General features: G+C 60.4%; 11 protein-coding genes. 8 read left to right on the top strand and 3 right to left on the bottom strand.

Annotated features, from left to right (window positions below):
- Positions 1–40: 40 nt before the first annotated feature.
- Positions 41–1,036, bottom strand: a complete 996-nt coding sequence (locus tag AC4GMC_RS14190; protein WP_487877338.1) for a glycosyltransferase family 2 protein — start codon at positions 1,034–1,036, stop codon at positions 41–43.
- A 154-nt stretch (positions 1,037–1,190) separates the two neighbouring features.
- Here AC4GMC_RS14190 and AC4GMC_RS14185 point away from each other — a divergent pair, with 154 nt between their 5' ends.
- Positions 1,191–1,877 (top strand): hypothetical protein, encoded by a 687-nt coding sequence (locus AC4GMC_RS14185; RefSeq protein WP_487877339.1) that lies wholly within the window; start codon positions 1,191–1,193, stop codon positions 1,875–1,877.
- A gap of 42 nt (positions 1,878–1,919) precedes the next feature.
- Here the strand turns inward: AC4GMC_RS14185 and AC4GMC_RS14180 are convergent, their stop codons facing one another.
- Together AC4GMC_RS14180 and AC4GMC_RS14175 are read right to left on the bottom strand one after the other, a co-directional pair.
- On the bottom strand, positions 1,920–2,405 hold the full coding sequence (locus tag AC4GMC_RS14180; protein ID WP_487877340.1) for a YHS domain-containing (seleno)protein: 486 nt from the start codon (positions 2,403–2,405) through the stop codon (positions 1,920–1,922).
- A gap of 158 nt (positions 2,406–2,563) precedes the next feature.
- Positions 2,564–5,464: a valine--tRNA ligase gene (locus AC4GMC_RS14175; protein ID WP_487877341.1), complete on the bottom strand. Its 2,901-nt coding sequence runs from the start codon at positions 5,462–5,464 to the stop codon at positions 2,564–2,566.
- A 299-nt stretch (positions 5,465–5,763) separates the two neighbouring features.
- Here AC4GMC_RS14175 and AC4GMC_RS14170 point away from each other — a divergent pair, with 299 nt between their 5' ends.
- The 7 genes from AC4GMC_RS14170 to AC4GMC_RS14140 are packed head-to-tail and all read left to right on the top strand — an operon-like array spanning position 5,764 to position 12,971.
- Complete coding sequence (locus tag AC4GMC_RS14170) at positions 5,764–8,073, top strand: xanthine dehydrogenase family protein molybdopterin-binding subunit (protein WP_487877342.1); 2,310 nt, start codon at positions 5,764–5,766, stop codon at positions 8,071–8,073.
- Positions 8,060–9,136, top strand: a complete 1,077-nt coding sequence (locus AC4GMC_RS14165) for a T6SS phospholipase effector Tle1-like catalytic domain-containing protein (protein ID WP_487877343.1) — start codon at positions 8,060–8,062, stop codon at positions 9,134–9,136. The genes AC4GMC_RS14170 and AC4GMC_RS14165 overlap by 14 nt, the downstream gene beginning before the upstream one ends.
- Before the next feature lie 38 nt (positions 9,137–9,174).
- Entirely contained in the window at positions 9,175–9,816 is a 642-nt protein-coding gene (locus AC4GMC_RS14160) for a hypothetical protein (RefSeq protein ID WP_487877344.1), read from the top strand.
- Between the two features lie 41 nt (positions 9,817–9,857).
- The gene (gene gatC, locus AC4GMC_RS14155; RefSeq protein WP_487879098.1) at positions 9,858–10,145 is read left to right on the top strand and encodes an Asp-tRNA(Asn)/Glu-tRNA(Gln) amidotransferase subunit GatC; all 288 of its coding nucleotides are present in this window, start codon (positions 9,858–9,860) and stop codon (positions 10,143–10,145) included.
- On the top strand, positions 10,145–11,629 hold the full coding sequence (gene gatA, locus AC4GMC_RS14150) for an Asp-tRNA(Asn)/Glu-tRNA(Gln) amidotransferase subunit GatA (RefSeq protein ID WP_487879097.1): 1,485 nt from the start codon (positions 10,145–10,147) through the stop codon (positions 11,627–11,629). The genes gatC and gatA overlap by 1 nt, the downstream gene beginning before the upstream one ends.
- A 26-nt stretch (positions 11,630–11,655) precedes the next feature.
- Positions 11,656–12,309, top strand: a complete 654-nt coding sequence (locus AC4GMC_RS14145; RefSeq protein WP_487878721.1) for a hypothetical protein — start codon at positions 11,656–11,658, stop codon at positions 12,307–12,309.
- A 5-nt stretch (positions 12,310–12,314) separates the two neighbouring features.
- Positions 12,315–12,971 (top strand): N-acetylmuramoyl-L-alanine amidase, encoded by a 657-nt coding sequence (locus AC4GMC_RS14140; RefSeq protein ID WP_487878722.1) that lies wholly within the window; start codon positions 12,315–12,317, stop codon positions 12,969–12,971.
- Positions 12,972–13,201 lie beyond the last annotated feature (230 nt).

The following is a 13,201-nucleotide window of genomic DNA, read 5'->3' as shown; positions in this document are numbered from 1 at the left end:
TCTTCTTGTGCGGCCATTCTTTCAAAAACTGCTCGATCCATTAGTTTTGTCCCCCGGGATTATGGATGGAACGCAGCACATAAAGGGGTCTCTCACGGACCTCCGAATAGATGCGCGCGATGTATTCGCCAACGATCCCGATGGCAAAAAGGTTGAGCCCGCCGAACATTAAGATGGTGATCATCGTAGAGGCGTAGCCCGGCACATCGATGCCCACGACAAGCGTGCGAAAGAACAAAACGGCCGCATAGAGAAAGGCCATGAGGGCCAATGTGCCGCCTGCGTAGGTCCAAATGCGTAGCGGTATCGTGGAAGATGAAAAGATCCCGTCGAGTGCGAAATTCCACAGCTTCCAATAGGTCCACGCGCTGGTTCCGGCTTGGCGTTCGGGGCGGTCAAAGGTGACTTCTTCGGTTTCGAAGCCGACCCAGCTAAAGAGGGCTTTGTTAAAGCGGACGCGTTCATTCATGTCGCGTAGAACGTCGACGACTTGGCGGTCCAACAGCCGAAAATCGCCCACGTCTTGGGGGATGCTGTGGTCGGCCAGTGCGTTGAAAACGCGGTAGAAGCCTTGGGCGGTCTTGCGTTTGATCCATGTGTCTTGGGTGCGATTGGCGCGGCGGGCGTTGACGATTTGTGCGCCCTTGGCCCACAAGTCCAGCATTTGGGGGATGACCTCGGGCGGGTCCTGTAGGTCGACGTCGATGGGGATGCAAACATCACCGCTGGCATGGTCGATGGCAGCGGAAAGCGCGGCCTCTTTGCCAAAGTTGCGCGACAGGTTGATCAGGTGGATATGAGGGTTGTCGGTCATGCGGCTGCGGATCACGAATTCGGTGGCATCGCGTGAGCCGTCGTTCACAAAGACCACTTCATAGTCGTAGGTGGCGTTGAGCGGCGCAAAGACGCGGTCGATTTCGGTTAGAAAGGCTGCGACTGCCTCTTGCTCGTTGAACACAGGGACCAGCAGTGAGACCAGCTTACGCGGGAGCGGCGCAGGGTAGGCCGGACGAAGTGTCGGTTGGTGCATGGTCATCGGTCTGTCCCCGGTTTGTCGCTATGTGACGTTTCTGAGTATGGGGCGGAATCCGGCTTTTATTTGTCTCAAGCGGGCCGTTTGTAGGGATATGTTGGGTGGAACAGGGGGGCGTGCGCCTCACTTTGGCCATTCGCTGCGGCTAGACAGGGGCATGTTTGACAAAAGCGATATGTCTGTGTTGGCGGTGGGTTTTGTGGCTGTGGCCTTGGGGCTTGCATTGGTGGATGCGAGGCAGCCCTTTGCGGGACCGCCTGTTGATGTGGCCACAGCTGATCTGCCGTTGGTTGCCGGGGGTGTGCCACTTGGGGCTGCGCCGCGGCAGGTGGATATTGCGAACGTTTCGGTCGATCTGGGTGCGGGCTTTGCGGCTGAAATCCTTGACAGTTACGTGCTGACGGGACGGGTCGTGACGCGCAAACCATATCGGTTTGATGCGGTGTCAAAGGTTTCTCCGCTGGATTTGGGGATAATTTACGGAGAGTTGCTAGACCCTGAATATGACGACCGGGTGCGGTATCGTACGGGCCCGCGGATGATCTGGTTTCAGGCGGATGACAACCGGACGATGCCCGATGACTGGGAAGATTTGGTCACGAACAATCATTTGATCCCGATTGATGCAGCCGTCAAAGCTGCACTGATGGCGGTTGAGGTGGGGCAAGCTGTTCAGATACGTGGCTATTTGGTGAGCGTGACAGGGGGTGGCCTGCGCCCTTGGCGGTCATCGCGGGTGCGCAGCGATGGGTTTCCTGCGGGGTGTGAGATTATTTTGGTGCGGTCCATGACGGTGCTGCCGCAGGTGGATGCGGAGCAGTACGGCCACGTCATCCCTAAGTAAAAACGCCGCGCCCTGTCGGGGGCGCGGCGCATGTTTCGTGGGTTAGGAGTTGCCGGCCACGAGATCAGGCCAGTTGATATCGCCTTGGGTTATAAAGCCTGCGCGGTCCTTATCCCAGCGACGCTGAACGCCGCGGTTAAAGTTGAGGTAAAGCTTGTCGTCTACGATGGCCCAACGCTCTGGCTCGGTGGAGGCAAGGCTGTTTTTCTCACCCACGGCCCATGCGCAATAGCCGCCATATTGGGGCGCGTAGGCGGTGGGGTCAGCGGCAAACAGATCGCGGTTTTCAGCAGAGGAAAACTGCCACGTCGCGCCTTGCCAGTCGTGGGTGAATTCAGCGGAACCTGCAACGGGCTTGCCCATGGTGAAATAGGCCACAGTGTCGGTGCCGTCGATGGCGACCCCGTCAGAGGTTTTGTAGATCAGCCCGCCCAGATCACCGGTGTCAGCGATGACAGATTGGATGCCGTAAACAGTGGCGAGAGAGGCTGCTGAAGCGATAAGCAAAGTGCGACGCGTGAGAGGCATAGGGATGTGTCCTTAAAGAGAAATCAAATGACATGTGTCGTTGATCCCTAAATGCCCTTGGCTGGGGCAGGAGACAAATCACCTATGCTCACGGGTGCGTGTGTGTGTCGGGGGTGGGCGGCAGATCGTTGTGTGACCTGCCGCCTTGATTGCGTGTGTTAGATCTCTGCCAAGCGGGCAAGGGCGGCGCGCACCACCTCGGCCTCACCCTCACGGGCGGTCAGATTGGCGCGGGCTTCTTCAACCACTTCGGCAGGGGCCGAAACTGCGAACTTGGGGTTATTGACCCGGCCTGACAGGCCCTTGATCTCTTTGTCCAGCTTGCCGAGGTTTTTTTCAAGCCGGCCGCGTTCTTTGCCGACGTCGATGATGTCCTTCAGTGGCAGGGCAAAGCTGGCGGCACCCACGGCGACCGAAATCGCGCCTTTGGGTGCCGTGTCGGCGTCCGTCAGGCTTTCGATCCGGGCCATGCGATCGATCAGCGCCTTGTTGTTGGTGTAGGCTGCGCGTGCAGTGGCGTCGGCCTCAAGCCGGACCACGGGGATATAAAGCCCGGCGGGGACGTTCATTTGTGCCCGTGCCGAGCGGATGCCTTCGATGAAGCCGATGACCCAGTTCATTTCGGCATCGGCTTGGGGGTCGACGGCCTCGGCCCCGATGGTGGGCCACGCGCCGTGCACACACATCGTGTCGCGCTGGGCGGTTTGGGCCCAAAGGTCCTCGGTGATGAAGGGCATGATGGGGTGCAGCATCAAGATGGATTGATCCAGCGCCCAAGCGAGGGTGGCTTGGGTCTCCGCCTTGGCGGCGGCATCATCGCCCTGTAATAGGGGTTTGGAGAATTCGACGTACCAATCGCAGTAAGTGCCCCAGACAAAAGCATAAAGTGCGTTGGCAGCATCGTTGAAACGGTAGTCCGCAAGGGCCGCGTCTACGGCTTCGCGGGTACGGCCGACTTCGCCGATGATCCATTTGTTGAGGGTGGCCTCGGGCATGGGCTGGGCTGTTTTGGGGGCGGCGTCCGCGCCTACGGCTTCATACAGTTCTGCAAAGCGGGCAGCGTTCCAGAGTTTGGTGCCAAAGTTCCTGTAGCCCTTGATCCGTTCCATATCCAGCTTGAGCACACCGCCCAAAGCCGCCATCGCCGCACTTGAGAACCGCAGAGCGTCGGCCCCGAATTCGTCGATCACGTCCAGCGGGTCGACGACGTTGCCGACGGATTTGGACATCTTCTTGCCCTTGGCGTCGCGCACCAGCCCGTGCAGGTAGACCTCGTGGAAAGGGATTTCATCTACGACCGCGAGTTGCATCATCATCATCCGGGCGACCCAGAAAAACAGGATGTCTTGACCGGTGACGAGGACGGATGTGGGGAAATATTTCTCCATCTCGGGGGTGGGTTCAGGCCAGCCGAGCGTGCCGATGGGCCACAAGCCGGAGGAGAACCATGTATCGAGGACGTCGGGGTCGCGGGTGAGGGCAACACCGTCGCCGGCTTGGGCCTGTGCTTCGGCCTCGGTCGTGGCGCAGTATTGGTTGCCGTCGGCGTCGAACCAAACCGGAATTTGATGCCCCCACCACAGCTGGCGTGAGATGCACCAAGGTTCGATGTTTTCGAGCCAGTGGTAATAGGTTTTCTCGCCGCTTTCGGGCAGGATTTTGACGGTGCCGTCGCGGACGGCGTCCAGCGCGGGGGTGACGATCTGCTCGGCGTCAACGAACCATTGGTCCGTCAGCATAGGCTCAATCACAACCTTGGAACGATCCCCAAAGGGCTGCATGATGGGCTTGTTTTCGACCATGGGGATTGTGCGCGTTTGCTCGGCACCATCCTCATCGGTGAAGGTCTCGGTTGTCATGACCGCAAGGCCCTCGGCCGTGATGGCGGCAACAACCGCGTCGCGGGCGGCGAACCGATCCATGCCGCGATACTCTTCTGGTACGAGGTTGAGGGTGTCGGTTTCGCTTTCGGTTAGCGTGCGCTTACCATCAGCGACCTCCTGGGCGATGGCGGCACATTCGGCGTAGGGGGCGCCGTCGGCACGCATCGCGGCCTTGGTGTCCATCAGGCGGTAACATGGGATGCCGCCGCGCTTGGCCACGCCGTAGTCGTTGAAGTCGTGCGCGCCGGTGATCTTTACCGCACCCGAGCCGAAATCGGGATCAGGGTATTCATCGGTGATGATCGGGATCAAGCGGCGGTGTTCTTTGGGTCCGACAGGAATTTCGCAAAGTTTTCCGACGATTGGCGCGTAACGTTCATCCGATGGATGGACAGCGACCGCACCATCGCCCAGCATCGTTTCTGGCCGTGTGGTTGCGATTGAAATGTAGTCACGCTTCTCCCGCAGGGTGACGTTTCCGTCCTCATCCTTTTCGACGTATTCATAGGTGGCACCGCCCGCGAGGGGGTATTTGAAGTGCCACATGTGGCCGGCCACTTCGATGTTCTCAACCTCTAGGTCCGAAATCGCGGTTTCGAACTTGGGGTCCCAGTTGACCAAGCGTTTGCCACGATAAATCAGGCCTTTGTTGTACATCTCAACAAAGACTTTGATGACCGCGTCGTGGAAGTTCTGCTCACTTGGGTCGGGGTCACCGGGGGCGCCGCCCATTGTGAATGCTTCGCGGTCCCAATCGCAGGAGGCGCCAAGACGCTGTAGCTGGCCAATGATCGTGCCGCGCGATTTTGCCTTTTGCTGCCAAACGCGCTGCAAAAATGCGTCGCGGCCCATTTCGGCACGGGTGGGTTCGCCGTTTTCGGCCATCTCACGCTCGGTCACCATTTGTGTGGCGATGCCTGCGTGGTCCGTGCCGGGCTGCCAAAGGGTGTCAAAGCCCTGCATCCGCTTCCAGCGCACAAGGATGTCTTGCAACGTGTTGTTGAACGCGTGCCCCATGTGCAGCGAGCCGGTCACGTTGGGGGGTGGGATTACGATGGAAAAGCTGTCCTTGGCCCCGTCCCAATTGGCGCCAGCGACAAAGCATTTCTCGGCCAACCACTTGGCGGAAATGCGGGCTTCGGCCTCAGCAGCATTGAACGTTTTTTCCATCGACATCGGGCTCTTTCCTCTCGGTTTCGGGTGGCAAATAGCGCAACCGCGAAGGCGTCACAAGGCGCTGGTCCGGCTCCGGGGGTGCTGTGTGAAGGGTGGGGGTGGTTTGGAGAGCGGTTTTGCGGTGCGGTCCCCTGCCGTGTGGATCCGTTTGCGGCATTATTCCCTGCCGATCCGCGTCGGGATCGTTGGTGGCACTTGTCCCATTGCACAAACACAAGGTTTTTGCGCCAAAGCTGGTCGCCGCGCTGGACTTCCCCGCGTGCTTTCCTACTGTCACAAACAACGCAGGAGGAACGTTCATGAGCGGATTTGGAACCAGTCAAGCGATGCGCCGGGTCGAGGACCTGAGATTGTTGACCGGGGGCGGCCAGTATGTCGATGACATCGCCCCGCGTGACGCGCTGTTTGGGTTTGTGTTCCGGTCCTCGGTGGCGCACGGCGAGATTACCATGCTGGACGTAAGTGCGGCCCGCGCAGCGCCTGGTGTGATCATGGTTTTGACGGCGGATGATTTGGCCGCGGCGGGGCGTGACACCGCCATGAGCGCTTCGATCATTAAGAACCGTGATGGTGTCAAAGGTGCCGCGCCCAAGAGGCCTTTGCTGGCGGAAGGGCGCGTGCGGTTCGTGGGCGAGCCCGTGGCCTTTGTGGTGGCTGAAACGCTGGACCAAGCCAAAGCGGCCTCTGAGATGATCGAGTTTGATGTTGAAAGCCTGCCCGTCAAGTTGGACGTGGCCCCGGGCGGTGGGGTGGACCTGCACGCCGAGGCGCCCGGTAACGTTGCCTATACTTGGGAAACGGGTGATGCTGAGGCGGTGGACCGTGCCTTTGAGGCGGCGGCGCATGTCGTCGAGCTGACCGTGGATGACACGCGCATCATCGCCAATTCGCTGGAGCCACGCGGCTGTTTTGCCGAGCTTGAGGATGGCGGCATCCACGTTTGCGTGAACGGGCAGGGGGTCTGGGGGCCGCGCGACGACATCGCCAAGTTTCTTGGGTTCACCAAGGATGAGGTCCGCGTCACCAACCCTGATGTTGGTGGTGGGTTTGGGATGAAGGCCATGAGCTATCCCGAGACGTTTATCGTGGCCCATGTGGCCCACGCGCTGGGCCGGCCCGTGCGCTGGATGGCGGAACGCACCGAAAGCATGCTGTCGGACAACGCAGGTCGCGACCTGATTTGCACCGCCCGTCTTGGGTTTGATGCCGATCATAAGTTGACAGCCTATAGCATGGATTCAGTGGCGAACTTGGGGGCCTATAATTCGGGCTATGCGCAGTTCATCCAGTCGGAGTTGTTCGCAAAGGTACTGCCGGGCGTGTACGATGTGCGGGACGTGTTTATGCGTAACGTGGGCGTTTACACGAACACCACGCAGGTGGATGCGTACCGTGGCGCGGGGCGGCCCGAGGCTATTTATGTGCTGGAGCGGGCGATGGATTATGCCGCGCGCGAGTTGGGTGTGGACCCGCTGGCGTTGCGCCGCAAATCGTTCATCCCGAGCGACAAGTTTCCCTACACCAGTGCCGTGGGTGAGATTTATGACGTCGGTGATTTTGACCGTGTGCTGAGCCGTGCCGAGCAAGAGGCCGATTTGGCGGGCTTTGCTGCCCGGCGCGCGGTCTCTGAGGCGGAGGGCAAGCTGCGCGGTGTCGGGCTGTGCTATTACATCGAGTCGATCCTTGGGAACCCAGAGGAAACGGCAACGGTGGCCTTTGAGGAACCGGGGATTGCGACGCTGTATGTGGGCACCCAATCGAACGGGCAGGGGCATGAGACAGTCTATAGCCAGTTCGTATATGAATGGCTGGGAATACCACCCGAGAACGTCAAGATCGTTCAGGGCGACAGCAAGCGCATCGCCAAGGGTGGCGGCACGGGTGGATCACGCTCAGTCACCACACAAGGCACTGCGACCAAGGCCGCATCCGAGGCAGTGGTCGCGCGGTTCACGCCCTTTGTGGCGGACCTGCTTGAGGTCGATGCGGATACCGTCAGCTTTGGAGAGGGCAGCTTCCGCTCGGACGGGTCCAATCGGGTGATGACGGTGCTAGAGGCCGCAGATGAGGCGCGCGCTGCGGGCCGCGACGATCTATTGCGCACCTCTGAGACGACAACCTTGCCCGGGCGCAGCTTTCCCAACGGGTGCCACGTGTGCGAGTTGGAAATCGACAAAGACACCGGGGTTGTGACGGTGGAAAAATACACTGTGGTTGATGATTTCGGAAACCTGATGAACCCAATGCTGGCGGAAGGGCAGGTGCATGGCGGTGTGGCGCAGGGCGTGGGCCAGTGCCTTAGTGAGGCGGTTGTCTATGACGAAAGTGGTCAATTGCTCACGGCGACTTTCATGGACTACGGCATGCCGCGCGCCGATAATCTGCCCATGATTGCGTTTTATTCCGAACCTGTGCCCTCGACCGCCAATGTGTTGGGTATGAAGGGCTGTGGAGAGGCGGGCACCGTGGGCGCGATGGCTGCAGTTGGCAACGCGGCCCTTGATGCGCTGTGGCCGCTGGGCCTGCGAAAGGTAGATATGCCGTTCACGCCTGCACGCATGTGGGCCATGCTGCGGGAGGCTGAGGGGCGCGCGATTGCGGCTGAGTGACAGGTTCCGCGGCTGGCTCAAGACGCGCCACGCCCCAAGCGCCGAGGGCCCGCCCGAAGCGCAAATCCATGTCGTGTTGCTTGATGGGACAATGTCGTCGCTGACACCGGGGCTGGAGACCAACGTGGCGCGCATTTGGCGGCTGCTGCAAGAGGTGCCTGGATTATGCCTGTACTACGAGCCGGGGATCCAGTGGCGCGGCTGGCGCCGGGGCCATGAGGTTATGGCGGGTGTGGGGATTAACCGCCAGATCAAGCGCGCCTATGGGTTTTTGGCGCAGCGGTACCACCCCGGTGACCAGATTTACTTTGTCGGTTATTCGCGTGGCGCCTATGGGGTGCGCGCCTTGGCCGGACTGATCAACCGTATTGGGCTATTGCGGGCGGATGCGGTGACCCACGCGCGGCTAGAAGAGGTATATGAGCTATACCGGCACCGCCCAGACAGCGCCGAGGCGCGGGCCTTTTCGGCAGAGTATTGCGTGCCCAAGGTTCAGATTGATGCGGTATGTGTGTTTGACACCGTCCGCGCGCTGGGCATTCGCTGGCCACTGGTTTGGCGGTTCGCGCCTGCAGTGCATGAGTTTCACTCAAACGTTTTGGGGCGGTCGGTGCGGCGCGGGTTTCATGCGCTTGCGATGGATGAAACCCGACTGGCCTATGCCCCGCAACTGTGGGAGGTGCCTGAACACCGATTGGATGATGTCGAACAGGTTTGGTTTCGGGGCAGCCACGGCGATGTGGGCGGCCATATCGGAGAATTTGCGCCCGCGCGCGGTTTGGGCAATGTACCGCTGGTGTGGATGTTGGAGCGTATGGAGGCCACCGGGCTGCCGCTGCCTGCGCAGTGGAGCCGTCGGTTTCCGCAGGATGCCACCGCGCCTTCAGCGGGTAGCACACGTGGATTTGGCAAGTTTTTCCTGGCGCGTCGTCGGCGCGTTTTGGGGCGTGATCCGTCAGAGGTCGTTCACCCCTCTGCCGAGGCGAGCCTGCCGCGCGGGGTGAGTTTGCCGTTGTTAGAAACCGTTACCAGCGGTGAGCCTGATGCTCAGGGCGGAATGTGAGTATTTCCTGAAAAAAGGAGCGCCGGGTTTTGGACGTCATGCGCCACATCGACCTTTATTGTGAGCGGATGGGCCCTGCGTTTTGGGCGGAGCCGATCAATGCACTGACCAACGGCGCGTTTTTGGTGGCCGCTTTGGTGATGTGGGCGCGCGCGCCTCAGCCGGCTTGTCGGGTTTTGTCCACGATTTTGGCCGCGATTGGGGTGGGGAGCTTTTTGTTTCATACCCATGCAACTGTTTGGGCGATGATTGCGGATGTTGCGCCGATTGGGCTGTTTATCTTTGGGTATATTTGGGCCGCGCATCGTTACTTTTGGGGGCTGTCGTGGATGTGGGCGGGTGTGAGCGCGCTTGGGTTCTTGCCATTTGCGGCGGTTTTGACGCCTGTGTTTTCTGCCGTGCCGTTTTTTGAGGTCTCGGCGGGGTATTGGCCGGTGGCTTTTCTGATTGCGCTTGAAGCATGGGCCTTGCGCCGGCGGTTGCCGCGTGTGTCTGTTGGCATGGCTGTGGGGGCCGGTTTGTTGGCTGTGTCGCTGACAGCCCGGTCAGTTGATATGGCCGTTTGCGCCGCCATTCCGGTCGGTACGCACTTTCTTTGGCACCTGTTGAACGGGCTTATGTTGGGTTGGATGATTGAGGTTCTGCGTCGCCACCTTGCAGAGCGGCCAAGCGCTGGATAAACGGGGGCGAAACGAGGCCAAACAGATGCAAAGGGGCGCCAATGTCCATCGATATTGAAACCGCACGCAAGGTGGCGAAGCTCGCCCGGATCGCCGTGCCCGAAGAGCGCCTTCCGGCGCTTGCTGGTGAATTCAACGCAATCCTCGGCTTTATTGAGCAGTTGAATGAGGTCGACGTTGACGGCGTGGAGCCCATGGTGTCGGTGACGCCCATGCGTCTGCCTCGGCGTGTCGATGTGGTGACGGATGGCAGCCAGCAAGAAGCCGTTTTGGCCAACGCGCCTGATGCGCGCGAAGGGTTTTTTGCTGTGCCGAAGGTGGTGGAATAATGTCTGATCTTAACACGATGACGATTGCGCAGGCACGTGATGCTTTGCGCGCGGGCGAGACCACGAGTGCTGAGCTGACGGATGCCTGTTTGACCGCGATTGAAGCCGCAGGTGAGCTGGGGGCCTTTGTGCACAACACGCCTGACGTGGCGCGCGCGCAAGCGGCCAGCGCGGATGCGCGGATTGCCGAGGGCGATGCGCCCAGTTTGTGCGGTATCCCACTTGGGATCAAAGACCTGTTTTGTACCAAGGGTGTTCCCAGCCAAGCCGCCAGCCGTATCCTTGAAGGGTTTAAGCCCGAGTATGAGAGCACGGTATCTGGCCAGTTGTTTGACCGAGGCGCTGTGATGCTGGGCAAGCTGAACATGGACGAATTCGCCATGGGCTCCAGCAACGAGACATCCGTTTACGGCAATGCGGTGAACCCGTGGCGCGCGGGCAATTCGGACGCGGCTTTGACGCCGGGCGGCTCCTCGGGGGGCTCTGCCTCTGCGGTGGCGGCTGACTTGTGTTTGGGGGCCACGGGGACTGATACGGGTGGCTCGATCCGCCAGCCTGCGGCGTTCACTGGGATTGTGGGCATCAAACCGACCTATGGGCGCTGCTCGCGTTGGGGTGTTGTGGCGTTTGCGTCTTCGCTGGATCAGGCAGGGCCGATGACCAAAACCGTGCGCGACGCTGCAATCATGCTGGAAGGCATGTGTGGCCATGACGCCAAGGACAGCACCTCTGCCGATCTGGCTGTGCCGGATTTTGAGGCCGCTTTGACGGGAGATATTCGCGGCAAAGTGATCGGTATTCCCAAAGAATACCGGATGGACGGTATGCCCGCTGAGATCGCGAAGCTGTGGGAAGACGGCACTGCGATGCTGCGCGATGCAGGGGCGGAAATCCGTGATATCTCATTGCCGCATACGAAATACGCGCTGCCTGCGTACTATGTGATTGCACCGGCTGAGGCGTCTTCGAACCTTGCGCGGTATGACGGGGTGCGCTTTGGTCACCGTGCGTCACTGGCGCAGGGCGATGGCATTACCGAGATGTACGAGAAAACCCGCGCCGAAGGCTTTGGGGCCGAGGTGCAGCGCCGCGTGATGGTGGGAACCTATGTGCTGTCAGCTGGTTTTTACGATGCTTATTATAACCGTGCCCGTCGTGTGCGCGCGCTGATCAAGCAAGACTTTGATACGGTCTTTGCCGCCGGTGTTGACGCGATCTTGACGCCTGCCACGCCTTCGGCCGCGTTTGAGTTGGGCCGCAAGGTGGATGATCCCGTTGAGATGTACCTCAACGACGTGTTCACCGTGACGGTGAACCTAGCGGGGCTGCCAGGGATTTCGGTGCCAACGGGCTTGGATGAAAAAGGCTTGCCGCTTGGCTTGCAACTGATCGGGCGGCCGTGGGAAGAGGCGGATTTGCTCAATACCGCTTATGCCCTTGAGACGGCGGCCGGGTTTGTGGCCAAGCCGCAAAAATGGTGGTAGGCTCGCGCAAAAGACGTGAGGCGAAAATGCGCAGTATAGTGTTGAGTGTGTCAGTGTTGGCCTTGATGGCCTGCACGCCGCCCGTGCCCGAAAGTGGTGTGGGTTTTGACACATTGGGGCGCAGTGAGCGGGAGCAGCAGTTGCAGACCGGGATCGCGCCGCAACCAACAACCGTTCTGCCGCCGGTGGCGGGTGCAACGGGTGACACGGCCGCGCAAATAGCGGCTGAGGCGACAGACGCCTTGGCCGATACCGCACCCCAAACGGCGCCGGTGTTAAACCGAAACAACCCCGAGATCAGCCAAGAACAGGATTTTGAGGTTGTCGCCGCGGAGCGCGATATCGCAGCCGATGCTGCCCGTATCGAAGCGGCGCGTCAGCAGTTCCAACTGGTCCAGCCCAAAGAGTTGGAGCCTGTCGGCGACACTGGCCCGAACATTATCCAATACGCACTGAGCGCAAGCCACCCTGTGGGCCAAAAGATGTATCGTCGCGGCAACCCATTTGCCGCCGCCCGGCTGGAGGCCAAATGTGCGGGATACCGCACTGCGGATGTGGCGCAGGAGCAATTCCTCGCGGCAGGTGGACCGAGCCGAGACCGGCTGGGACTGGACCCAGATGGTGACGGCTATGCTTGTGGTTGGGACCCGGCTGCGTTTCGCGATTTGGTGCGCAACTGACAGGCATGCGAAGTCCGAACTTTGGGCCGCGCAAGGATGGGCTGCGGCCAGACCTGATCATTATTCATTATACGGCCATGGCGTCGGCTGCGGGGGCAATTCGGCATCTGTGCGACCCGGCGGCCCAAGTATCTGCGCATTATGTCATTTGCAGTGCAGGCCAAGTGACGCCGTTGGTAGATGAAGCGATGCGTGCGTGGCATGCGGGTGCGGGGGCTTGGGGCGGTGAGACGGATGTCAATTCTCGTTCGATCGGGATTGAGTTGGCGAATGACGGGTTTCAGCCCTTTTCCGAGCCGCAGATGACCGCGCTAGAAGATCTCGTGCAAGGGATCATGGCGCGCTGGGATGTGCCACCAGAAGGCGTGTTAGGGCATTCAGATGTGGCGCCGGGGCGCAAGATTGATCCGGGCCGTCGGTTCGACTGGCTGCGTTTGGCGCGGCAGGGATTAGCCGTTTGGCCAAAGCCCGGTGCGCCGGGGGATTGGCAGCCCGATCTGCACCGTGCTGGGTATGCGGCTGATACGGAGCCTGAGGTTTTGTTATCGGCAATGCGGCTGCGGTTTCGCCCGGGCGCGGTAGGGCCGGTATGCGATGCGGACCGGGCTATTGCGGCGGGTTTGGCTGCACAGTTTCCCGCGCGGTGCGCTCGGCGCGCCTAGGGTGTTTGCACGAAAACATGGGCGGCATGACGGTTGGGGCTTGCGCAAGGCCCGCCCGAGCGCGTAGCGAGAACCCGCGCGGAGGGTCGGATGATCGCGGCGCGTATTGCACCGAGAATTGCACGGTGCCGTGTTTTCAGTGGATCAGATGGTCCATCGAACCTGCGGCCCTTTGGATTTTGCGTGCAAGACGTGCCGAGGAAAGTCCGGACTCCACAAGGAAACGGTGC

The sequence above is a fragment of the Thalassobacter sp. genome (genome assembly GCF_982993085.1).
The sequence above is the reverse complement of the archived record's forward strand: the minus strand, read 5'-3'. Positions and strand labels throughout refer to the sequence as shown.